The 22,440-nt window shown below is 45.5% G+C and carries 19 protein-coding genes and 1 riboswitch; of the genes, 16 read left to right on the top strand and 3 right to left on the bottom strand.

Going from position 1 to position 22,440, the window contains the following annotated elements; all coding sequences use genetic code 11:
- Nucleotides 1-313: 313 nt before the first annotated feature.
- Both BLP92_RS16170 and BLP92_RS16180 read right to left on the bottom strand, forming a co-directional pair.
- Nucleotides 314-1,765, bottom strand: coding sequence for a phospholipase D family protein (locus tag BLP92_RS16170; RefSeq protein WP_090843995.1), 1,452 nt, complete (start codon nt 1,763-1,765; stop codon nt 314-316).
- Between the two features lie 1,143 nt (nt 1,766-2,908).
- Nucleotides 2,909-3,736 carry a MerR family transcriptional regulator gene (locus BLP92_RS16180; RefSeq protein ID WP_090843997.1) on the bottom strand — a complete coding sequence of 276 codons (828 nt, stop codon included), beginning with the start codon at nt 3,734-3,736 and terminating at the stop codon, nt 2,909-2,911.
- Between the two features lie 78 nt (nt 3,737-3,814).
- Between BLP92_RS16180 and BLP92_RS16185 the strand changes: the two genes are divergently transcribed.
- From BLP92_RS16185 to BLP92_RS16245, 13 genes are all read left to right on the top strand, one after another.
- A complete protein-coding gene (locus BLP92_RS16185; protein ID WP_090843998.1) occupies nt 3,815-4,483 on the top strand; it encodes a GAP family protein in 669 nt (222 codons plus the stop codon).
- A 678-nt stretch (nt 4,484-5,161) separates the two neighbouring features.
- Nucleotides 5,162-7,093, top strand: coding sequence for a fructose-1,6-bisphosphatase (locus BLP92_RS16190; protein WP_090844029.1), 1,932 nt, complete (start codon nt 5,162-5,164; stop codon nt 7,091-7,093).
- Nucleotides 7,094-7,214: 121 nt separating this feature from the next.
- On the top strand, nt 7,215-8,099 hold the full coding sequence (locus tag BLP92_RS16195; protein ID WP_090843999.1) for a diacylglycerol/lipid kinase family protein: 885 nt from the start codon (nt 7,215-7,217) through the stop codon (nt 8,097-8,099).
- Nucleotides 8,100-8,275: 176 nt separating this feature from the next.
- Nucleotides 8,276-8,380, top strand: a riboswitch (TPP riboswitch).
- 105 nt (nt 8,381-8,485) lie between these two features.
- On the top strand, nt 8,486-9,766 hold the full coding sequence (locus tag BLP92_RS16200) for an acetylornithine deacetylase (RefSeq protein WP_090844000.1): 1,281 nt from the start codon (nt 8,486-8,488) through the stop codon (nt 9,764-9,766).
- Between the two features lie 19 nt (nt 9,767-9,785).
- Complete coding sequence (gene tenA / locus BLP92_RS16205) at nt 9,786-10,460, top strand: thiaminase II (RefSeq protein WP_090844001.1); 675 nt, start codon at nt 9,786-9,788, stop codon at nt 10,458-10,460.
- On the top strand, nt 10,453-11,211 hold the full coding sequence (locus tag BLP92_RS16210; protein WP_090844002.1) for an ABC transporter ATP-binding protein: 759 nt from the start codon (nt 10,453-10,455) through the stop codon (nt 11,209-11,211). The genes tenA and BLP92_RS16210 overlap by 8 nt, the downstream gene beginning before the upstream one ends.
- Nucleotides 11,212-11,246: 35 nt before the next feature.
- Nucleotides 11,247-12,005: an ABC transporter permease gene (locus tag BLP92_RS16215; RefSeq protein WP_090844003.1), complete on the top strand. Its 759-nt coding sequence runs from the start codon at nt 11,247-11,249 to the stop codon at nt 12,003-12,005.
- A complete protein-coding gene (locus BLP92_RS16220) occupies nt 12,002-13,015 on the top strand; it encodes an ABC transporter substrate-binding protein (protein ID WP_244516905.1) in 1,014 nt (337 codons plus the stop codon). Before BLP92_RS16215 ends, BLP92_RS16220 begins: the two co-directional genes overlap by 4 nt.
- Before the next feature lie 364 nt (nt 13,016-13,379).
- A complete protein-coding gene (locus BLP92_RS18110; RefSeq protein ID WP_090844004.1) occupies nt 13,380-15,074 on the top strand; it encodes a DUF2207 domain-containing protein in 1,695 nt (564 codons plus the stop codon).
- 82 nt (nt 15,075-15,156) lie between these two features.
- Nucleotides 15,157-15,609, top strand: a complete 453-nt coding sequence (locus BLP92_RS16230; RefSeq protein ID WP_090844005.1) for a PH domain-containing protein — start codon at nt 15,157-15,159, stop codon at nt 15,607-15,609.
- A gap of 121 nt (nt 15,610-15,730) precedes the next feature.
- Nucleotides 15,731-16,441, top strand: coding sequence for an AzlC family ABC transporter permease (locus BLP92_RS16235; protein ID WP_244516907.1), 711 nt, complete (start codon nt 15,731-15,733; stop codon nt 16,439-16,441).
- Nucleotides 16,438-16,743, top strand: a complete 306-nt coding sequence (locus BLP92_RS16240) for an AzlD domain-containing protein (RefSeq protein WP_090844006.1) — start codon at nt 16,438-16,440, stop codon at nt 16,741-16,743. The genes BLP92_RS16235 and BLP92_RS16240 overlap by 4 nt, the downstream gene beginning before the upstream one ends.
- A gap of 260 nt (nt 16,744-17,003) precedes the next feature.
- The gene (locus BLP92_RS16245; RefSeq protein WP_090844007.1) at nt 17,004-17,504 is read left to right on the top strand and encodes a hypothetical protein; all 501 of its coding nucleotides are present in this window, start codon (nt 17,004-17,006) and stop codon (nt 17,502-17,504) included.
- Between the two features lie 123 nt (nt 17,505-17,627).
- Here the strand turns inward: BLP92_RS16245 and BLP92_RS16250 are convergent, their stop codons facing one another.
- A complete protein-coding gene (locus BLP92_RS16250) occupies nt 17,628-18,209 on the bottom strand; it encodes a M15 family metallopeptidase (protein ID WP_090844008.1) in 582 nt (193 codons plus the stop codon).
- A gap of 176 nt (nt 18,210-18,385) precedes the next feature.
- Between BLP92_RS16250 and BLP92_RS16255 the strand changes: the two genes are divergently transcribed.
- The 3 genes from BLP92_RS16255 (at nt 18,386) to BLP92_RS16265 (ending at nt 22,375) form a co-directional block, all read left to right on the top strand.
- Nucleotides 18,386-19,258 carry an SDR family oxidoreductase gene (locus BLP92_RS16255; protein WP_090844009.1) on the top strand — a complete coding sequence of 291 codons (873 nt, stop codon included), beginning with the start codon at nt 18,386-18,388 and terminating at the stop codon, nt 19,256-19,258.
- A gap of 223 nt (nt 19,259-19,481) precedes the next feature.
- Nucleotides 19,482-20,318, top strand: a complete 837-nt coding sequence (licT, locus tag BLP92_RS16260; RefSeq protein ID WP_090844010.1) for a BglG family transcription antiterminator LicT — start codon at nt 19,482-19,484, stop codon at nt 20,316-20,318.
- 176 nt (nt 20,319-20,494) lie between these two features.
- On the top strand, nt 20,495-22,375 hold the full coding sequence (locus BLP92_RS16265; protein WP_090844011.1) for a beta-glucoside-specific PTS transporter subunit IIABC: 1,881 nt from the start codon (nt 20,495-20,497) through the stop codon (nt 22,373-22,375).
- Nucleotides 22,376-22,440 lie beyond the last annotated feature (65 nt).

Raw genomic sequence — 22,440 nt, forward strand, 5'->3', positions numbered from 1 at the left:
AAGAGAGAAGGGGACTGATGGAAGCAACCTTCTCTCTTTTATTATTTTTAAAAAGCGACATATTTTTATTAATAGGCTAATCAATCATTTACTTAAAATTGCGGTAGAGAAGATAGGTTATATCTGGATCGTTCATTTAAAACGAAAAATCTTGTAAAATAAGCGGTTGGTGTTACTAAAATAAATAAGACCACAGCAGCTCGGATTTTTATTTTATAATGCGCATTTCTCTACTCGGCCGGCAGTCATTTTAACAAAGTTTATCTTAATGACGAAAAACCTGCTGGCCAGCTGTACAGATCACGAAACCTCTCTAATATGTGCTGAACCTGGTAACTTTCTGCAGGGTGTAAAGAAAGTATTTAAACGCAGGGTAGGAGGGGGCATACTCCTCATAGGCTGCTGTAAAAATGGCATCCTCATTATTCCAGATGCGGTGAAAATAATCATCCACTTCTGTCATAATTTCCGTATCTGCCGGAGCGGTGACGCTGATATTGTTTTCCAGATTAAAATCATCCAGGTTCCGTTTCGTAAAGTTTGCAGCCCCTGCAATAACATTTCCTACTTCTCCGCGGTCCGCATACAAAATTTTGGAGTGATACTGTTCGTCCTGGGTATCATACCAGCGGACGTTCATATTTTCTCCCCCGCGCCTTTTCAGTTCACTGGCTACGGGCAGGTTGGGAATACCAATTTTGTCCTGGCCGAATGCATCCTGATTAGGATCCAAAATAATATTTACCGTGACGCCACGAGAAGCAGCGGTTAAAAGGCTTTCAATAATATTCCTGTCGGACAAGTAAAACAGGCCGCACCAGATCGTATCGCCTTCTTCCGCAGCAGCAATGACTTTACGTAGTGCCTGCTTCGTTTTCCCTTCTGTAATCATCTGTGCCTGCACCGGCCTGTCTTCTTCCCCGCTCGATACGATCCATTCATCCAGCTCCTCTTCGGTGGGAAAACGGCTGAGATCACCATCGGAAAAGGCGGCTACTGCTTTTTCAGATTCCACGATGTCCCGCAGCGTTTCTCCCTGCACCCTTATTCCAATATTGGAATGATGAGCACTTGCATCATGCGCATTGGCAGACGTAATAATGCCGGCATTTTCACTCACGATGGTTTTTCGGTGGTTTGCTTTTGTATTCGCGAGCTTTAAGTAAGAGCGGACTGTTGCATCGGGAGCGTCTTCTCCAAACACGTTCGGGAGCCAGCCGCTGCCGCTCTGGCCAAACCACTGCAGGCCGATCCGCCAGAATGCGGTATAAAAATAATTGGAATCTCTTAATCGGGTTAAATCTGTATAAATGACTTCTGCTCCTGCTGCTTCCAGAGGATCTATATGCGCAGACCTGTGAGAAAAATAAGTGGTATTGATCGGGTCGGTAATAAATACTACTTTCATCTCCGGATTTTCTTCCAGCCTTGCTTCAATACGGTCGGTAAATTCCCGGCTCAGCTCCGGAAAACTGCCGTCTTCTGTCGAAAAGTCATTCACTAAAAACATATCTATGATTAAAAAGTGCTCCGCTTCGTCGATTAAAGCAAACACTTCTTCAAAAATTTCATGTTCATAAACTTCTTCGTTTTCTTCATTCAGATAAGTAAGGTCATAGAGAAATGATATTTCTTCTTCTGCAATCATCCGGGCCTCCCCAAGGTAGCTTACGTTTTCCGGAAGAGGTTTCAGCTGATGATAGGCAATCACACCAAGATACAATACGCCAAAAGCAGCGGCAGCGATCCACAGCTTTTTTTTCATAAACAACTGCTCCTTTCGTTCAGGTGCTGTTAATTTAACGGATGTTTCAACGTTTGAAATGGAGCTTTCATAAATGATCCGCAGGCAAGGGACATAAACGACAACCAGTGAATTTTATCCTGAATAAAGAGAATTACAGGTATTATATTATGATCGATGATTATCCATGTATTTGAAAAATACGTATAGGGAATGAAAAGGCAGTGTCTGGCGTTTTAAATCTTCGCCTTTGTAGAGGAAATTTTCGGCTCGAAGCACACCGGGCTCCTCTTCCAGCTTTCCTGAGACACAAGCGCCTCGCATAACCTCTTGCTACTGCGAAATGTCTGTAAATAGGAGGAAGGAATAATGCTGTCTTTTCCCTCGTGAAAACTGCAGTATTGTTTTTTCAAGCGTGCTCTCTTCCAGCATGGGAGAACTGAAAGCCTTCTCCGCGGGAAGTGAAGAAAAAAGAGCCGCAGGCTTCCTAAAACAAAATGGGGCTTTAACTAAAATATTCATTTCCAGTTTGTATTCATCGAGCAGGTTAAAATGTTTTTACTTAGCATTTCGGAAAAATGCTGCTAGGCCACAGCCCAGTCACATTAAAAAAGAAATAGAAGACAGAATTACTGCCGATCTATTTCCTTTCATCTTTTGCTGATGATTTAAAAAGAATGATTTAGGGCATTCGTACCTGTAAATCCAGTTAGTTAAAACTTATATGTTCACAGATAGCTTGTTAATTACTTTCTGCGATTCATAAATCTTCTTATCATTTTAAATACCATAAAAAACTTAAATATTTTCATGCTACTCACCTCCGTATCTGATACGTTTTCCTGTATTTGCGTATATGTGATTATTCCGGTTTTAATTTCTTCCTTACTTAATTCTTCGGTTCGCATGCGCCTATTCCTTTTCTATTGCCATATTTTTAATGGGTCAAACACAAGATGTATTAAAAGTACCTGGAGAAGAGGCTTCTCATGATGCTTCCTCTCCATAAAGGAATAGCCATTTGGAGTGTAAACATAACCAGGATGGAGGGTGTGCCGCTGATAATCTTAAAATAACTGGCATAACTAATAAATCTGAGAGGTAGCAGTTTGAACGAGTGTTCCAGAGGTTTAAGATACCTCTGGGAAATCCGCCTGCGAGGATCTATCTTTTAGTTGAGTTTTCCACCTTTATAGACAGTTTTATTAAGTATTTTTCTATTCCACTCACGGACAGTCCGTCCAGAAGGACATCTTCATAAAAATAGCTTGCCAGTGATAAATGATGCTTAGCGGCATAGTCCATCATTTGATTGTATGCTTCGAGCATATAATCATCTTGCACTTGATACGTGGTTAAATAGATACCTGCATCCAGCTGCGCATTCGCTTTATCAGGATCTGCTATCCGTGTGAATAGGGAGGAGGAGCTGTTCATCAGGGTTTCTTCAGTATATGTTTGTTTTTTTTCTATCATCCATCCCGGGCTGCGGCTTGATGGTACTTCTAATTGCTCTAACTGTTGATAGTGGAAGAACATAGAGTCGACGATATCTTTTTCATTGTGAAGCGGCTTTAGTGGAGTTTGAATTAAATAGCTCGTTTCGCGTTCCTCCAGAATGATTTCCCCTGCCGGAACACGCAAAGCTTCTTGCGTGTCCCCTGTTTTTTTCAGCACCTGGTCCTGTCTTTGCTGCAGCTTTTTTATTTTATGATCCAGCTCTTCTTTTTTATGATTTAGCAAGTCGAGCAGTGCTTCAGGGGACCGTTTATCTAAATAGTCTTTTATTTCTTTCAAAGGCATATCCAATTCTTTCAGTGTCGTGATGACATTGAACACTTCGACCTGAAAGGGAGAATAATACCGGTAACCATTTGTTTCCACGATTTCTGGAGAAAAAATCCCCACTTTGTCGTAATAAAAAAGAGTATCTTTTTTTATCCCTATTAATTTAGCGAATTGGCCAGTAGTGAGGTAAGGCCCATTTTTCATATATATCTTCTCCTTGACTATAGAGTTACTCCATACTTTATTGTAACATGAGTAACTTTAAATAAAGGAGATAAAATCATGTTAACTTTAGAACTAGTTTGGACACTTACAGGATTGGCGACTTTGGATGCTCTGGTCACCTCTACTCTTTATGTGGTGATCGTGATGCTGCTCACTGCCCGGCGACCTGCAGCCACCAGTATCTCCTATGCCTTCGGGGCACTGGGGTCATTCTTTGTGCTGACAATGCTCCTGTACTTCGGGTCAAGCTACATGGCGGAAATGATGAATACCTTTACGTTTTGGGTGCGCAGTATCGTGGTCTTCGCCGCCGCAGGTTTTTTTGTGTATCTGGGTATTAAGCGCTTCAAGTCCCGACCACGCCACGGAATGAAACTTCCTGGTTGGGTGAACCCTTGGACAGCCTTTCCTTTTGGCATTTTATTGATGCTTATGGACATTCCCTTCTCTTTTCCGATGTTTTTAGCAGTGGAACGTCTGGTGGAATTAGAGATTACTCCTCAGATTGCTTCCCTTACACTGTTCGTTTATACATTGGTGAGTAGTTTGCCCACAGTGCTCCTTATTGGGGTGGGGCTGATTTTCCGGAGACGGGCTCAAAACTTCCTTCAGCGGCTTTTAAACCGTTTTACCAGCGGATACGCGAAGGCAAGCTGGAGGATTGCTTTCATTCATTTCAGTCTGTCGGCATTCTGCCTGAGTCTGCTGATTGTGATGATCCGGTAACAGCTTTCGGCTGCAATTCAAAGGCACCTCCATGAAAAATTGCAGGGGGAGCAGTGGGTGCCCTGCAGGAAAAGTCAGCCCCGGAACATTATCTGCACCAGGGATGGCGTCAGTGCTGGCTAACCCAAGCTGTTTCGGGGAAAACTGTGCCGTTGACATACGCTGTCGAAAAATGAGAAAAGGGACAAGACCGGCAGAACACAATGACATGATTAGGTTCGAGATGGATGGAATAGCCTGTATGCGGACAGATAACGATTTGTAAACGATTCGAATGTTAATTCAAGAGTTTGGCTTCTTCAGATAAATTTCAAGCATTTTAAGGAAGAAGCGATTAAATGAGATTGTAGTTTCTCTAATAAAACTTACATGAGGGATTAAGTTAGTGAAATTTATTAGATGAGCCAATTTTATATTCTGAACCAAGAGGCTTTAAACCCGAAAACTAAGAAGCTACCTAAAATCTAAGAGAGAAGAGGCTGCGACCATTACCTTTTCTCTTTTTTGTCTGTAAAAGTTTTCTGTCAATTTGACTAGCTACTCTACCGTATCTGATTTAAACTAAAGGTAGAGAGAAAACCCCTTCTTATACATAGAACTGGGGAAAATGAATGTTATAAAGAAAGATTTTCCTTAAATTAAAACTGAAGTAAAAAGGATAAAGGGGGTTTCCGGATGATGAATTTACAGTATTTAGATTTGCTTGCACAGAAATATGAAAGTGAAGAAAAAGTAGCTACTGAAATTATTAATCTTGAAGCAATACTTGATCTGCCGAAGGGAACGGAACACTTTGTGAGTGACCTGCACGGGGAATACCAGGCGTTTCAGCACGTGCTGCGGAACGGATCGGGGAACGTGAAGGTGAAAATCATGGATCTTTTCCAGGAGGAGCTGCAGGAATCAGAAATCAACGAGTTTGCGACGCTGATTTATTACCCGGAAGAAAAGCTGAAAATGACAAAAATTCACTTCAGCAGCAAACAGGAACTGCGGGAATGGTATATAGAAACCATCGGCCGGATGCTGAAGCTTGTTTCCTACGCGGCGTCAAAATACACCCGCTCGAAGCTGCGGAAAGCTCTGCCGAAACAGTTTGTCTACATTATTGAAGAGTTACTTTATAAAAAGGACGAGTTTGATAATAAGAAAGCATATTACGAAAAAATGCTGGACCGGATCATTTCCTTGAAGCAGGCAGATAAGCTGATTGTCGGCCTGGCCTACACGACGCAGCGGCTCGTAGTGGACCATCTGCACGTAGTCGGGGATATTTATGACCGGGGACCGGATCCGCACTTAATTATGGATACGCTCATCAATTATCATTCCGTAGATATTCAGTGGGGGAATCACGATGTGCTGTGGGCAGGGGCCTTTGCCGGTTCGAAAGTATGCCTCGCAAATATCATCCGCATCTGCGCTCGCTACAATAACCTCGATATTATTGAAGATGTTTACGGCATCAATCTGCGTCCGCTGCTGAACCTGGCGGAGAAATATTATGATGACCATCCGGCTTTCCGCCCGAAGCGGGTGACAGATGAAACGTTAACCGAGCAGGAGCAGCTGCAGATCACGAAAATTCATCAGGCAATCGCCATCATCCAGTTTAAATTGGAGAGCCCGATTATTAAAAGACGTCCCTGCTTAAATATGGAAGACCGGCTCCTACTGGAAAAAGTGGATTATGAGAAAAAAGAAGTCACGCTGCACGGTAACACCTATTCTGTGGACAGCGCCTGCTTTGCCACAGTCAATCCCGATAATCCGGCTGAATTATTAGAAGAGGAACAGCAGGTCATTGATAAACTGCTTTTCTCCATCCAGCATTCTGAGAAATTGACGAGACATATGAATTTTCTCATGAAAAAAGGCAGCCTTTACTTAAGGTACAATGGAAACCTGCTGATCCATGGCTGTATTCCATTGGATGAAAACGGAAGTATGAAAGAAATGGAGATTGAAGGTAAAACATATGCAGGGCGGGAGCTGCTCGACGTGTTTGAACGCTATCTGCGCTATGCTTTTGCCCATCCGGAGGAAACCGATGACTTTGCGACTGATATGGTCTGGTATCTGTGGACGGGAGAAAATTCCTCTCTTTTCGGAAAACGAGAAATGACCACCTTTGAGCGGTATTTCATCAAAGAAAAAGAAACACACAAAGAACGAAAAAACCCCTACTATTACCTGCGGGAAGATGAAAACGTATGCCGCAGCATGCTGGCAGAATTTGACCTGGACCCCGAGCAGGGCCGTATCATCAATGGCCATACGCCGGTAAAGGAAATCGACGGGGAAGATCCGATCAAAGCAAACGGAAAGATGATCGTAATCGACGGCGGCTTCTCGAAGGCGTATCAGTCCACCACGGGAATCGCGGGCTATACGCTCCTTTACAACTCTTATGGGATGCAGCTCGTCGCGCACCAGCTGTTTAACTCAAAAGAGGAAGTGTTAACGAAAGGAACGGACGTCCTGTCTGTCAAACGGCTTGTTAATGAAGAACTGGAACGGAAAAAAGTACGGGAAACAAACATCGGAGCAAGATTGCTAAAGGAAATTGAGAGCTTGAATGATTTGCGGGAGCACCGCTATATGAAATAGATAACTGCCGTAAAATCAGCTATACCATACTATAAAAGAGAGAAGAGAGGCTTACCCAGGCACTGCTTCTCTCTTTTTTTGACGAAAACACCCCAAATTAAACAGAGGGGACAGCGCCCATATGTATGGATTTATCGTGAATACTACCGCAGGCAGCGGAAAAGGAAATAAAGTTTGGAAAAAAGCAGAAGCAGCGCTTAAAAAGAATGGAACACCTTATCTGGTTTCTTTCACAGAAAAGCCGCAGGATGCGGGGCGGCTTGCAAAAGATCTGGTCCAGCGCGGTGTAAACGCAGTAGTGGCAGTCGGGGGAGACGGTACGGTAAATGAAACAGCGGAGGTTCTTTTACACAAGTGCATCCCGTTAGGAGTCATTCCTGCAGGATCAGGAAACGACTTTGCCCGAAGTCTTGCTGTTTCAAATAATGTGGACCAAGCACTCTCACGTATCATAGAATATCAGCCGAAAAAAATAGATGTTCTTTCATTAGGAGACTCCTGCTGCTTAACGGTTACCGGTATTGGATTTGACGCCGCCGTAGCCAAAGCTGCCAACGAATCTTACTTGAAGAAATGGTTCAACGCGGCAGGGCTGGGGCGCTTGTCTTATGCTGCCGGTGTGCTGCACGTGTTAACCTCGTTTTCACCGACACATATGACGATTACGATAGACGGCCACAAACGGGTTTTTACGGATGTGTGGCTTACCGCAGTGGCAAACGCACCGAACTACGGAGGTAATATTCGAATCTGTCCCGACGCGGAAAATACGGATGGTTACTTGAACCTCTGCATTTTACACGGCAGAAAGAAATGGCCGCTTCTGCGCAGGATCCCGAGCATCTGCCAGGGAAAGCACCGGCCGAATAAAAATATCAGCTTTTTTAAGGGGAAAGATGTGCATATCCACGCGGATAGTCCGGTACTTGTTCAAAGTGACGGGGAAGTAGTCACAGAAACACCGGTGCGGGTGCAGATTTTACCAGGAGCGCTTACAGTATTATAAATGCTGTTTAAATGATTAAAACAAAAGAAAGTGACTATTAAAGAGGAAAAAGCATCATCCCGGGAGCGCAGCCGGGCTTGCAAAAGTATTTTTCTTTTCAAAGCACTTATCATTTCTCCAGTTGCAAACCTTTCTTCACTATGGTAGAACTAAACTAACAACTGAATTACTAAGCACCACCACTCTAGGGGGGCTGCGCTGCAGCTGAGAGAGACATTTGTCTTGACCCTTATTCACCTGATCTAGTTAGGACTAGCGGAGGGAAGAAGTGGCAGGATCGATTAAGTTTCTCTCGTAAACTTAATTTTTCATGGCCGATACCACTTCTTCCATTCGCGGAAGAAGTTTTTTTGTGTCTAAAAATTGCGTTTTCAGGAGGGATGAATATGTCCGAAACTAAGCTTCAGCTGGTGATCGAAGATATTGAAGCAAGACAGGAAGAATTAATTTCTTTAACGAAAAAGCTGATTGCCTATGAAACACCTGCGCCGCCAGCGAGAAATACAGCGGAAGCACAGGGGTTTGTGGAAAACTACTTACAGGAAATGAACTTTGCTGCGGATCGTTGGGATGTTTATCCCAATGACCCTAACGTGGTGGGAACGAAGCAAGGAACAGACAGCGCACATTTTCAAAGTTTGATCGTCAACGGCCACATGGATGTTGCAGAAGTGCGCCCGGAAGAGAATTGGGAATATGCACCGTTTGAAGCTGTCGAAAAAGACGGCAGGCTGATCGGACGCGGTGCAGCGGATATGAAAGGCGGACTTGCCGCTTCGCTGTTTGTACTCCGTTTGTTTCATGAGCACGGGATCGAACTGCCCGGCGATCTGATTTTCCAATCCGTGATCGGCGAGGAAGTAGGGGAAGCGGGCACCCTTCAGTGCTGCAAAAAAGGTTATACAGCAGATTATGCGGTAGTCGTCGATACGAGCAATCTCCATATCCAGGGGCAGGGAGGCGTAATTACCGGCTGGGTGACGATTAAAGATCCGAACACGTATCACGATGCCAACCGGAGGCAGATGATTCATGCCGGCGGCGGTATGGCCCAGGGAGCAAGCGCGATTGAAAAAATGGTCGTCATGATTGAGAGCCTGCAGACGCTGGAGCGGCACTGGGCGGTGTCCAAGCACTATCCCGGATATCCGCCGGGGACAAATACGATCAACCCCGCAGTAATCGAGGGAGGCAGGCACGCAGCATTTATTGCAGATGAGTGCCGGCTCTGGATCACCGTCCATTTTTATCCGGACGAATCCTACGAAACAGTAAGCAGGGAAATTGAAGAACATCTGCTGCATGCGGCAAACGCAGACCCATGGCTACGGGAGAATCCGCCGCACTTTACCTGGGGCGGGGAATCGATGATTGAAGAACGGGGCGAAGTGTTCCCTGCTTTTGAAGTAGATCCGCTGCACGGCGGGACGGAAACCTTAAAGCAGTCTTATCAGGAAGTGTTAAAAGAAACACCGGTACTGGACGTATCTCCTACAGTTACAGACGGCGGCTGGCTTGCAGAAGCTGGAATTCCTACAGCGCTGTTCGGCCCGGGAGAACTTTCAGAGGCGCATGCGGTAAATGAATCTGTCGCCATACAGGAACTGCTCGACTTTTCCAAAGTAATGGCAGATTTTATGTATCACTGGTGTCATACGAAAAAATAATTAAAGGAGCGTGATTCAGATGAAATTCAGTGAAAGACTTCATACAAAGTTGCAGCCGATCTGGAGAAAAAACCACAGCCACCCGTTCGTGGTGGAAATGGGGAAAGGCACGCTGGCAGAAGAAAAATTCCGCTTTTTTATGGTGCAGGATTATTTATATTTAATTGAATACGCGAAGCTGTTTGCGATCGGTGCGGCGAAAGCAGAGGACGTGGAGACGATGGGGCGTTTTGCAAGTCTGCTTGACTCCACGATGAATGAAGAAATGGCACTGCACCGCCAGTATGCAAAGCAGTTTGGGATCACCGAAAAAGAGCTGGAAGAAGCAGAACCATCCCCGACAACGCTTGCTTACACACATTATATGCTTCATGTCGGACAGAACGGAGGATTAAGCGAGCTGCTTGCAGCCCTGCTCCCATGTGCCTGGAGCTACTGGGAAATCGGCCGGGAGCTTGCGGCAGTTCCCGGTGCTGCGGATCATCCGCTTTACGGAGAATGGATCCGCATGTACAGCTCTGAGGAATTTGCCCAGACCGCGCAGTGGTGCATTGACCTGCTGGATGACGTGACCGGGGACGCTTCCGAATTAACGCTGCAGAAGCTGGAAAAAATCTTTTTGAATACGACAAGATTTGAATATCTGTTCTGGGATATGGCTTACAACGAAGCGATGTGGCCGATGGATGAGTAGCTCGCTGCTGGAAATGAAAAATCTCCATTTTCAATATGGTAAGGAAGCAATTTTTGAGGATCTTTCCCTGCAGGTGAATCAAGAGGAATTTGTCAGCGTGATCGGTCCGAGCGGCTCTGGAAAAACTACACTGTTCCGGTTGATAACCGGGCTGGAAGCACCGCAGCAGGGAGAAGTGCTCCTGCAGGGGAAAGCCGTCACTTCTGCAGGCGGCAGGATCGGATATATGCCGCAGCGGGATCAGCTCATGCCCTGGCGCACAATCCTGGAAAATGTCATCCTGCCGCTGGAGCTGCAGGGCATCAGAAAAAAAGAGGCGTGTGAAAAGGCACTGCCGCTGCTTGCTTCTTTCGGGCTGGAAGGAACGGAGCATTCCTATCCCGGCGAGCTTTCCGGCGGGATGCGCCAGCGGGTGTCATTTCTCCGCGCCTACTTAACAGGAGCGGAAGTACTCCTGCTGGATGAGCCATTCAGTGCGCTGGACGCCATTACGCGCCTTTCCATGCAGGAGTGGCTCACCGCGCAGTGGACAAAGTGGAAAAAAACGATTATTTTCATCACGCATGATCTCGATGAAGCGCTGTTTTTATCTGACAGGGTGTTTGTCACAAGCACACCACCGATGACGTCGCTGAAGGAGCTGCAAATTCCGCTGGCACGTCCGAGGACGATGGAAGATGTGAACGATCCTTCGCTGCTGCAGGTAAAACGGGAGCTTCTCCGTCAGTTCCGCGCCGAAGGAGTGCTGTAAATGAAGAAAAAAAGTTACATACGGGGCTGGCGCTGATGAAGCAGGTTGCAGAAAGGTATTATTTTTTATCGATCGGCATTTTCCTTTCATTTTTGCTTGTCTGGGAAATTACCGCCAGGGGCATTGCACTTGCGTTCATCCTCCCTTCTCCGACTGAAGTAATAATCCGTCTCTGGGAGCTGCGGGAACCATTGCTGCTGACACATCTGCCGGCGACGCTCTCCATCATTTTAGTGGGACTAATCATTTCGGTGCTGCTCGGCACCGGGCTTGCTTCCTGGATGTCGTGGAATACAACAGCGGAAAAAGCTTTTTACCCGCTGTTGATTGCTTCGCAGACAATTCCTGTGATTGCCCTTGCTCCAATTTTCGTCCTTTGGTTCGGGTATTCCATCTGGAGCAAGGTTGCTGTGGCGGTGCTGATCACGTTTTTTCCCATTACGGTGAATACGTTCGACGGCCTCCGCTCCACGAGCAGGGAGCTGAAAGAATTAATGCGGACGATGGGTGCTTCGAGAAAAGACATTTTCCTCAAACTGTCCCTTCCTTCCGCGCTTCCTTCCTTTTTTTCCGGGCTGAAGGTGGCGGTCACGCTCAGCGTCATTGGCGCTGCGATCGGGGAATGGCTCGGAGCGCAGGAAGGGCTCGGCTACTTCAGCCGGCGGATGATGACGCAGTTTGACGGAGCAGGTGTGTTTGCACCGATTGTATTACTTTCGCTGGTCGGGGTGCTGCTGTTTATAGGTGTTGTAGTATTAGAAAAATGGATCTTAAAATGGAGGAGTTATACATGAGAAAGCTCGAGAAAAGAAACAAAAGTGTTATTGCCGGAGCATTGATCCTTACTGGAGGGCTGCTTGCAGGGTGCGGCAACGGCAGTGAGGCGGAGCAGGAAAACGCAAGTATCGATATTATGCTTGACTGGTATCCCAACGCGGTACACAGCTACTTATATGCCGCAGAAGAAAATGGCTATTTTGAAGAAGAAGGACTGGATGTGGAAATTCACTTTCCGACGAATCCGACAGACCCGATCAATTTAGCAGCCTCAGGACAGATGACGCTTGGCATTACCTATCAGCCGGACGTGATTACCGCGAGAGCAAGCCAGGATATTGATATTAAATCAGTAGCTGCGATTGTGCGTTCGCCGCTGAACCATATTGTTATGCTGGAAGACAGCGAAATAGAAAGTCCGGCGGACCTGGAAGGAATGCAGGTCGGCTACCCGGGGATTCCCCTGAATGAAGCGTTAATTCAAACGATGGTGACGGAAGACGGCGGTGATCCGGAACAGCTGGAAATGATAGATGTAGGATTTGAGCTCGGCTCCTCCCTCGTCAGTGAAAGAGTAGATGCAATTATTGGCGCCTATATCAACCACGAAGTGCCGCTGTTGGCACACGAGGGCACGGAAACGAAGAATATTAATCCGGAAGACTACGGGGTTCCGCCATATTATGAGCTTGTCGTAGTAACAAACGATGAGACGTGGGAGGAAGAGGAAGAACATATCCGCGCCTTCTGGAGGGCTGCATCCCAGGGCTACGAATGGATGGCGGATAATCCGGAGGAAGCAGTGGAGCTTCTCTTAAATAACCAGGATGAAGCAAACTTCCCGTTAATAGAAGAAGTCGAGCAGGAAAGCCTGGAAATTCTTCTTCCAAAGATGGAGTCCGCAGAAGGCTTCGGCAGCCAGAGCGAAGAAGACTGGCAGACAGTCGCTGACTGGATGCTGGAAATGGAGCTGATAGAAGAAAGCCCGGAAATAGAAGAGATTTTTGAAAATCTGGGAGAAGAATAAAACGATAGAAAACTCCGGTTTCTTCGAGGGGAGCCGGACCTTTTTTAGGTAATGAAAGTTATCGCTTATAAGGAACTAAGGCGAGGAAGATCAGAGGATCAGTGTAGTCTGAGAATCCAAGTGACCTTCTGGAAGACCATTGAGCACGAGCGGAATCGATGAAAGCCGTGGGGAGCTTTTGAATTATTAATCGAAGGCAGGCTCTCGGGCAAGCCTTCGCCAAAAGTGTAACAGCAAACGAAGATTCATTATGCAATTACTATAGGATGACTTATAAAGTTGATTCAATCTGGATAAACTCAGGCAAAAAAAAGAAACCATTTCCTTCTCTAAGGCGTATAACAATTTAGAGAGGGTGATTTGCATGGGAAGAAAAACAAATACTATAATACTTACTTCTTTATTTTTCATCGCAATGCCTGTAACTGCAAGCGCGTTTGAACTCACGATTCCGGAAGCAGAAATTGATGCCTATCTGCAGGAAGATGGAAGCGTGCAGGTGGAAGAATCTTTTACGTATGATTTTGAAGGAGACTTTAACGGTGTGGTGCGTACTCTCAACCATCCGGGATACGCTCCAATAGTGAATCTTGAAGCATATGAAGGCGGGGAAACGCTTGAGATCGAAACAGTAGAGCAGATGGAACATCGTATTCACCGGCCGGGAGAGGATGAGACTTTTACGGTAGACCTCCACTACACGATTGAAGACGGCGTAGAGCTTTACGAGGATCTTGGGGAATTTCACTGGTCCTTTTTTGACAGCTCAAACGAAACCGATTATGAATCGATGCAGATCCGAGTGTACCCGCCGGGAGCATCAACGGAAACAGAAGCCATCGGTTATCGCGCAGCCGAAGGGACTGAACAGATCGAAGATGACTATGTACTGTTTGATCTTGGGCATGTCGAAGGCGGAGAGGACGGAGATGTCCGCGCTGCTTTTGACGAAGCACTGTTCGCCGGGGTGACGAGAACGGCAGAAGGCTCCGCTGCAGAAGAGATACAGGAAGAAAGAGATGATCGGGAGGAAGCTGCCGCGGCTGCTGCAGCCAGAGAGGATTTCCTTGCAACTGCTGCTCCGATTGCGATTCCTTTACTGGCTCTGTTATTTTTAAGTGTCATTTATGTAGACCGAAAAAAATACAGTCATTTAAAGCAGAGCGCCTACTCTAAAGATTTAACTCCTGGCGCACCGCCGCTGGAGCTGAGCATGCCGGCAACCTTGTATTATGTACGGCCGACGGTGGCTCCGGAAATGCTTACCGCTTCTTTACTGGATCTTGTCCGGCAGGGTAAAGTAACACAGGAAGGTGAGGACAGCTTCCGTCTGGAGAGCAGAAAAAATCTGCTTGCCCATGAAGAGATTCTTGTTTCGATGCTGTTTGACGAAATGGGAGAAAACGATGTGTTTCATTCCTCAGATATGTCTGCATATTTGCAGGACGAAAAAAATTATGAATCGTTTGAAGCAAAAAAAGCAGAATGGCAGAAAGCGGTAGTAGAGGAAAAGAAAGCAGCAGACTTAAAGATCAACAAAACAGGGTTTAAGCTGGGGCTCGGGGCTGCTGCATTTCTACCGCTGGCTTTGGGCATCGTGTATATCGTGCATGGCATGGTGGTGCCATTTGTTGTGTTACTTGCTTTATATTTATTCGTTTTCGGATATGCATTAATCTACCAGCCGAGAACGGAAAAAGGATGGACGCTGCTGAGAGACTGGCGGGATTATAAAGACGAAGTTGCTGATTACGAAATGCAGGACTGGCAGCGGCTGTCGCCGGAAGAACAAAAGATTGCTTTTATTTACGGGCTCGGCCTGAACCTGAAATCTGTGAAGAAAATGAGCGGTGACCTGACTAAGGAATTTTCTGCAGCTCCTGCTTCCGGAGGTTACCGAAGTGATGTACCAATCTTTATGACTGCGGGCCTTCTCGCAAGCACCCAGTTTCAATCGTCTTCTGCAGAAGCCGCGAGTTCCTTCAGCTCCTCCAGCAGCGGTGGAATTGGCGGAGGCACAGGTGTCGGCGGAGGCGGCGGAGGTTCCGGCGGTTTTTAATATAGCAGGCACCTGTGGATAATTTCACAGGTGCTTCTTTTAATACTACCGTAAGAATTTTGCATATTAAGGAGGTTCTAAGGTGACGTATCAAGCGAAGAGGGACAGTACATTTACTTTGTTGATTATCGGTATAATCTTACTGACCGCAGCCAGCTGTTTCCTTCCAGTTATTTTCACCGCAGGAAGAGTGTCAGCTTCAGAAATAATTATTTTATCAGCCATTTTTATTTTTACAAGCAGCTTTGTTCTGTGGATCAGTTTTTCCATGAGTTATGCTTTGAAAGAAACGTACTTACATTTACAGGCAGGCCCAATAAAAAAGAAGATTTCCTATAAAGATTTAACAGAAGTAAAGCAGACGAAAAATATTCTTATTGGATTTCGTTTGCTTTCTTCCAAAGACGCACTGGAGCTTTTTTATAAAACGTCGATTCTTGGGTCAGTCAAGATTTCACCTGCGCGGCAGGAAGAATTTGTTACTGAACTTCTAAAGCGAGCTCCCCATATGAAGGATCTTCGTAATATTGACTAATCTGCAGACGCTAAAAGAAGCAGAGGAGAGGAATCAGCAAAATCAAGGCTGCAGAGTGTATTTTCTTGACAATCTTTCCCTCTTTCATCGTAAAATGTAGGAAGAGAAAGGGGAGAGACTGGTGGATACTACTGTACATATAGAAAAAGATCATTCGCTCCGCCAGGGATTAACGGCGGGGCTTTCCATTGCGTTCGGCTATATGCCGGTCGCAATAACTTTCGGACTGCTTGCAGGATCAACGGGACTTACTGTAGTGGAAGCGGTCCTGATGAGCATGATCGTATTTGCCGGTGCTGCACAGTATATGGCGCTTTCCATGATCGCAGTCGGTGCGGGGGCAGTGGAAGTTATTTTAGCTACGTTTATTGTGAATTTTAGACACCTGCTGATGAGCGCCGCAATTCAGGAACGGGCCGAGCCTTCCTCAAAGCGCTACCGGGCGCTGTTCGGCTTTTTTCTCACAGACGAGGTGTTCGCCGTATCTTCAGTAAAGGAAGCTCCGATCAAGGCACCTTACATACTCGGTGTCGGGCTGGTGGCGTATTCCAGCTGGGTAGGATTCACCGCTGCCGGCTACTTTACCGGAGCAGTGCTGCCGCCGGTGCTGCAGGAAAGTATGGGAATTGCTCTCTATGCACTGTTCATTGCGCTGCTGGTACCATCGATCAAAGAAGCAGGCAGGCCTGTGCTGATCCTGGCACTGATGGGCGGCGGCCTGCACTGGATTTTCCAGCTCCAGCTTGCCACAGGATGGGCGATTATGGCAGCAACGATTACTTCTGTCATCATTTATGAACTGGTGGAGCAGAGAGGGGAGCGTAAGTCATGAGAGAAGAAATTTTCTGGATGATTCTCGGTATGGGAATTGTCACATATATCCCAAGGCTTCTTCCGCTGATCGCCTTATCTACGGAAAACTGGCCGGACTGGCTGCGCCGTATGCTTTCCCGCGTGCCGTATGCCGTGCTTGGAGCACTGATTTTTCCGGGAATTATGTATGCACAGGAAACAATATGGTATGGACTGCTCGGAGGAGTGGTTGCTTTTTTTATCTCCTACCGCGGTGCACCGCTGATAGTTGTCGTCGCAGGCACCATTCTGCTCCTTACCGGTGTGAATCTGGTGCTGTAGAAAAAACTTCCTGGTCCAGCTGCCGGGAAGTTTTTTCTATAAGCAAAGAAATATAGCAGAGCGGATAAAAATAAATAAAGGGAACAAGTCCCTCTGTTGTTGGAATTTAATAGACGAATTCCCTTTGAAAAAGGTATATAAAGTCCTTTTTTTCATCGATATGAGAAACACACGTTAGGGAACCCCCAGTCGAGGGTAGAACGATATATAAGCTTCTTTAAAAATAACAAGGAAGACGCAACAAAAAAGGAGGAACTAAGTTGAAACCATCTATGAGACATCATCCTAGTGAATCTTTAAGCGTCACCCTGCCTTATCAAACCAAGCAGGACCTAATAGATATATTTATGAAATCCTGTGTTGCGAAAAAAGAGTATTTAGAGCCGTTAAATACACTTGCGCTCCGGGATGGATTGTTAGAATTATTTTCCAGAGATGAGTACGGATGCTTTTTCACGGAGCATGGAGAATGGCGGCCTCACATTATGGAAATGACGGAGGAAGAAAGAAACCTCTATCTCTATTATCACGTGAAAAGAAACGCTGAAGAATTTTGGGAAGATGAACCGGAAGTTGCAGCTGAATTCATTGAATCACAGCTCCCTATTTTAAGTTACAGTGAATTACCGGCCTCGTTTACGGCCAAGTTATACTGCACCACCTTAAAAAAACTGATCAACCAAAGAGAATGGGAACAGTTTTTAAGCGTCTTCGGCCCGAGTGTCGGAACGCCTCATTATTCATTTTTATTTAAAGTATAAGTGTGACACACGCTTCTGCAATTATATTTTATACCGGCCGGCTCTCTAAAAACTGGGGGAGCGGCCATTATTTTTGTTTTATTTTTGAATATACAAAAAGACGACGGATAATTAACTCCGTCGTCAGCTTTCTTCAGAATTATCCTTTTCGGCTTCTGCCAGCTGCAGTTCCTGAATTGTCAGGCCAAACGTCATTTGAATATGCGGATAATCAAGGAAATTTGTCCAGTCTCCGCCCCATTCAAAGCCAAGATCCTTTGCAATTTCTGCAACTTCCAGCCAGTCCGGTGTACCACTGCCGTTAAAATCAGTATCCACATCCCAGATAAGCGAGCCGTCCTCCGCCTGTAATGCATAATCCAGAGCCAGACCGTAGTTATGATAGGATTCGCCGCCGGCTGCGTGGGTAACAATGTCTCCGCCGCTCGTCCGTCCCTGTGCGTAAAGGTCGTCCTGCCTTTCATGAGAACGGTAACCTTCTGTAATAACTACGTCAATATTTCTTGCTGCTGCACGAGCCAGCAGTTCTTCTTTCGCTTCTTCCACGAGAGGATAAAGGCCTTCTTCCGCAACTACCTCCTCGGCAGTTACACGAGGATCCCGAGCTTCCTCTGTTTCTCCAGGTTCTTCTGATACGTTCCAATCTATATAAGAAAATGCCACAAGGGTGAATACTGCAAATATTAATAGAAAAAAGCGGTACATATATCTTCCCCTTTCCGATTTTTCCTAACTCTCCCATTTTATCATATTTTGAATTATTTGGGTAGTTAGACAGGGGAGCAGAATTAACAAGTCTTTCCACTGGATTTAAAAAATTCATTTCGATACTATAAAATTGTAACCTAATAACAAACTGATATAGAAAAGAGGCATGGGGCATGAAAATACTCGTCACAGGAGCGACAGGGAACTTAGGGTCAAAAATAGTGCAGAAATTACTCGGAAAAATTTCAGCAGAAGAGCTTGCAGTGAGTGTGAGAAATCCGGAGACAGCTGAAGGATTGGGAAAGCAGGGAGTGGAAGTACGATACGGAGACTTTGATTACCCCGATACGCTGGATAAGGCATTTGCAGGAGTGAACCGGCTGCTGATTATTTCCACCGATGGGGCAAATGAAGTAAGGATAAAGCAGCATACGAACGCTGTAGCCGCAGCAAAACGTGCCGGGGTTTCTTTTATTGCCTACACAAGCATTGCAAATGCACAGGAAAGCACGAACAACATGGCACCTCCGCATAAAGCAACCGAGCAGGCAATAAAGGAATCCGGTATTCCTTACGCATTTCTGCGCAACAACTGGTATTTGGAAAACGAAGCAGGAAGCATTCAAGGGGCAATGGCCGGTGCACCGTGGGTTACTGCAGCAGAGGATGGAAAAGTCGGATGGGCGCTGCAGGAAGATTATGCAGCAGCTGCAGCAAACGTGCTGACAGAAGAAGGACATGAAAATAAAACCTATGAACTTTCGGGTCCGCTGTATACGCAGGAGGCACTGGTGAAGGCCCTGGAGCAAGTGCTGGATCAACACATTTCACTGGAAAAAGTGGAGGGCGAGACGTACGCGAAAGTGATGAAGGACGCTGGTCTGCCGGAAGGTATTATTCCCATCGTGGCAGCGATTCAAAGAGATATTCGTAACGGTACACTGGCAGTGGAAAACAGTGATTTCGAAAAAGTAATTGGCCGACCAGTTACACCGTTAAAAGATGCTTTAAGTAAACTGGTGCGAGAACTGGAAGAAAATAAATAGTATATAAACTGAGGACAGGGCGCGCCCTGTCCTTTAAAATCCGCAGTGCTATTCAATCAATAAAAAAATTCTAAAAGAAAGGGCTTGCACCAAATTTTATTCTCGTGTAGTATTAAGGAAAACGTATACAAAGAACGGATTGTTACTGTTAAATCAGGCAAAACCGACGACCAGTGTGAATTGGTCTGGTTTTGTCTTTTTTGCGGTTTTTGGGGGTGAAGGTGTGAAGATTCGCAAGATCCTGAATAACAATGTAGTAGTTTCCGATAAAGATAACCAGGAAGTCATTGTCATGGGCCGTGGGATAGCGTTTAATAAGCGGAATGGCGAATTGATTGATGAGGAGAAGGCGGAAAAGGTTTTTACGCTGGAAGATGCAGATATCATTAAAAAGTTCAAGACGCTGCTTGCGGATATTCCGGTAGAATATATGGAATTATCCGAGCGGGTGATCAACTATGCGAAGGTGCATTTGGGAAAAAAGCTAAATGACAGTATTTACATCTCTTTGACGGACCATCTTCATTTTGCCATTGAAAGGTACCATGACAACATCGCAATTAAGAATGCACTGTTGTGGGAAACAAAGCACTTGTATAAAGAAGAATTCTCCGTTGGCATGGAAGCATTGAATATGGTCTTTGACCAGTTCAACGTTATTCTTCCGGAGGATGAGGCGGCTTTTATTGCACTGCACTTAGTGAATGCACAGCTGAATGAAGATATGACTAATGTGATGGATATGACAAAAGTCATCCAGGATATTCTTACGATCGTGAAATACAATTTCAAAATGGATTTCGATGAAGATTCGCTTTCCTACTACCGGTTTTTAACGCATTTGAAATTTTTTGCACACCGGCTGGTGAAAGGCACCCATTATACAGGGCAGTCTGAAGATGATCTGCTCGAAGTAATCAAAGCAAAATATCCAGAAGCCTACCGATGTTCTCAAAAGATAAAAGTGTTTGTGGACAAACAGCACGGCTACGAGCTTATGGAAGAAGAAATGCTGTACTTAACAATTCATATTGAAAGAGTAGTAAAAACAACCAAATAATTATCCCGAATTTAGGATTGTGACTGAAAAGGCAAAACCTAAATGGAACTTTCGCATGCGAAGGTATCCATTTAGGTTTTTTTCGTGAAAGGAGCAACAAAATGAGGCAGGCTAGGGCACCAAATGTATAAAAGAAATTTTAGAAAACTAAAAATAGATATCAGGAGGGTAAAGAAATGAATAATGCTGAATTAGCAGAAGTAATAATTCAGAATGTCGGTGGTGAAAAAAACATCAATGGACTTGTTCACTGCGCCACGCGTCTGCGTTTTACACTAAAGGATAAAAAGAAAGCGGACAAAGAAGCGCTGGAGAATACAGACGGAATATTGAGTGTGGTCCAGGGAGGCGGTCAGTATCAAGTAGTCGTGGGCTCGCATGTATCAGAGGTATACAAAGAAATTACGAAGCTGATTTCAATTGATGGGAATGACGAAGAACAAGGAGAAAAAGGTTCCCTGACTGCAAGAGTTTTTGATGTAATTGCAAGAAGTTTCCAGCCGCTTCTTGGGGCACTTGCCGGTGCGGGTATGCTGAAGGCGCTGCTTATTGTACTGGTCGCACTGGGGTGGATGTCAGAAGAGAGCGGTACATTTTTAATTTTAAGCGCTGCCGGGAATGCAATATTTTACTTTCTGCCAGTATTTCTAGGAATTACTTTAGCAATCCGTCTCGGGGCTAACCCTTACGTGGGAGGGTCGATCGGGGCTGCGCTGCTGGAACCAAATTTAACAGGTTTACTGGAAGGCGGCGGAGGAACAGATTTCCTGGGAATTCCAACGGTAATCGTGGATTATTCTTCTTCCGTATTCCCGGTTTTTATCGCAATATCTATCTACGCTTTATTTGAATCCCAGATAAAGAAAGTAATTCATCGTGATTTACAGATGTTCCTGGTACCGATGCTGTCGCTTATCGTAATTGTACCGCTGACAGTACTCATCTTTGGACCATTTGGAACTTATGTCGGCGATGGAATCGGTGCGGGTATTGCATTTATGATTCAGCACAGTGCACTTCTTACAGGTGCTTTAATGGGAGCAGGCTGGACATTCTTGACGCTGCTCGGTCTTCACTGGGGCGTCGTGCCGATTATGCTTGCAAACCTTGCAGCAGGCGGAGATCCACTTGCCTCCATGCTGACAGGGGCAGTATTTGCGCAGATCGGTGTAGCATTAGGTATATTCATTAAAACGCGCGATAAGCAGCTGAAAACGCTGGCTGGCTCTACGATGCTTCCAGGTGCTCTTGCAGGGATCACGGAACCTATTCTTTACGGTATCATTCTTCGCTACCGCAAAACGCTGATTTATGTTATCGGTGCCGGTGCTATCGGAGGTGCAATTAATGGTGTACTCGGTTCGCAGTCGCTTGCATTTGCTTTTCCAAGTATTCTTACCATTCCAGCCTTCTCACCGATGGCCCTGCACGCAATCGGTGCATTTACTGCAATGGGAATCGCAGTCGCAGTTGTCCTAATTTTTGGATATGAAGTAAAAGAGAAGCAAACGAAAAGCGAAGTGAAAAACAAAGAAACCAACGAACCTGCAGAAAGAAAGTTGGCTGTAGGGGAAAAAATGGCTGTCTCTTCAGAAAACCAGAAAAGAGAAGAATTGCTAAGCCCTATGACAGGCAAGCGTATTGAACTGAGCGATGTGAATGACGCAGCGTTTTCTTCTGAAGCAATGGGCAAAGGGATTGCAATTGAACCGGAAATCGGCGATGTTGTATCACCAGTCGGCGGTCAAATATCTGTCTTTTTTCCAACGGGACACGCAGTAGGGATCAAGTCAGATGACGGCACTGAAATTCTGATTCACGTCGGAATTAACACGGTACAGCTGGAAGGAAAACATTTCACACCGCACGTAAAGCAGGGAGACCGTGTGGAGGCAGGAGATATGCTGCTTACATTCGATATTGAAAAAATTAAAGAAGCAGGTTTTGAGGTTACCACACCTATTATTATTACAAATACAGAAGATTATCAGGAAATAGCAACGGAAAAGAGATCTGCTTTTAAAGCAAATGATCCACTGTTAACTGTGCAGTCTTAAGCATTAAAATTATCAATTAATAGGTGAAGGAAGTAATAGAGATCCGTCTTGGCGGATCTCCATAA

It is taken from the genome of Alkalicoccus daliensis (assembly GCF_900103955.1).
Classification (GTDB): domain Bacteria; phylum Bacillota; class Bacilli; order Bacillales; family Salisediminibacteriaceae; genus Alkalicoccus; species Alkalicoccus daliensis.

Bases quoted from the DNA above. Each gene is read 5' to 3' on its own strand.
- BLP92_RS16170 (WP_090843995.1), bottom strand. From the start codon at position 1,765: ATGAAAAAAAAGCTGTGGATCGCTGCCGCTGCTTTTGGCGTATTGTAT.
- BLP92_RS16180 (WP_090843997.1), bottom strand. From the start codon at position 3,736: ATGAAAAATGGGCCTTACCTCACTACTGGCCAATTCGCTAAATTAATA.
- BLP92_RS16185 (WP_090843998.1), top strand. From the start codon at position 3,815: ATGTTAACTTTAGAACTAGTTTGGACACTTACAGGATTGGCGACTTTG.
- BLP92_RS16190 (WP_090844029.1), top strand. From the start codon at position 5,162: ATGAATTTACAGTATTTAGATTTGCTTGCACAGAAATATGAAAGTGAA.
- BLP92_RS16195 (WP_090843999.1), top strand. From the start codon at position 7,215: ATGTATGGATTTATCGTGAATACTACCGCAGGCAGCGGAAAAGGAAAT.
- BLP92_RS16200 (WP_090844000.1), top strand. From the start codon at position 8,486: ATGTCCGAAACTAAGCTTCAGCTGGTGATCGAAGATATTGAAGCAAGA.
- tenA (WP_090844001.1), top strand. From the start codon at position 9,786: ATGAAATTCAGTGAAAGACTTCATACAAAGTTGCAGCCGATCTGGAGA.
- BLP92_RS16210 (WP_090844002.1), top strand. From the start codon at position 10,453: ATGAGTAGCTCGCTGCTGGAAATGAAAAATCTCCATTTTCAATATGGT.
- BLP92_RS16215 (WP_090844003.1), top strand. From the start codon at position 11,247: ATGAAGCAGGTTGCAGAAAGGTATTATTTTTTATCGATCGGCATTTTC.
- BLP92_RS16220 (WP_244516905.1), top strand. From the start codon at position 12,002: ATGAGAAAGCTCGAGAAAAGAAACAAAAGTGTTATTGCCGGAGCATTG.
- BLP92_RS18110 (WP_090844004.1), top strand. From the start codon at position 13,380: ATGGGAAGAAAAACAAATACTATAATACTTACTTCTTTATTTTTCATC.
- BLP92_RS16240 (WP_090844006.1), top strand. From the start codon at position 16,438: ATGAGAGAAGAAATTTTCTGGATGATTCTCGGTATGGGAATTGTCACA.
- BLP92_RS16250 (WP_090844008.1), bottom strand. From the start codon at position 18,209: ATGTACCGCTTTTTTCTATTAATATTTGCAGTATTCACCCTTGTGGCA.
- BLP92_RS16255 (WP_090844009.1), top strand. From the start codon at position 18,386: ATGAAAATACTCGTCACAGGAGCGACAGGGAACTTAGGGTCAAAAATA.
- BLP92_RS16265 (WP_090844011.1), top strand. From the start codon at position 20,495: ATGAATAATGCTGAATTAGCAGAAGTAATAATTCAGAATGTCGGTGGT.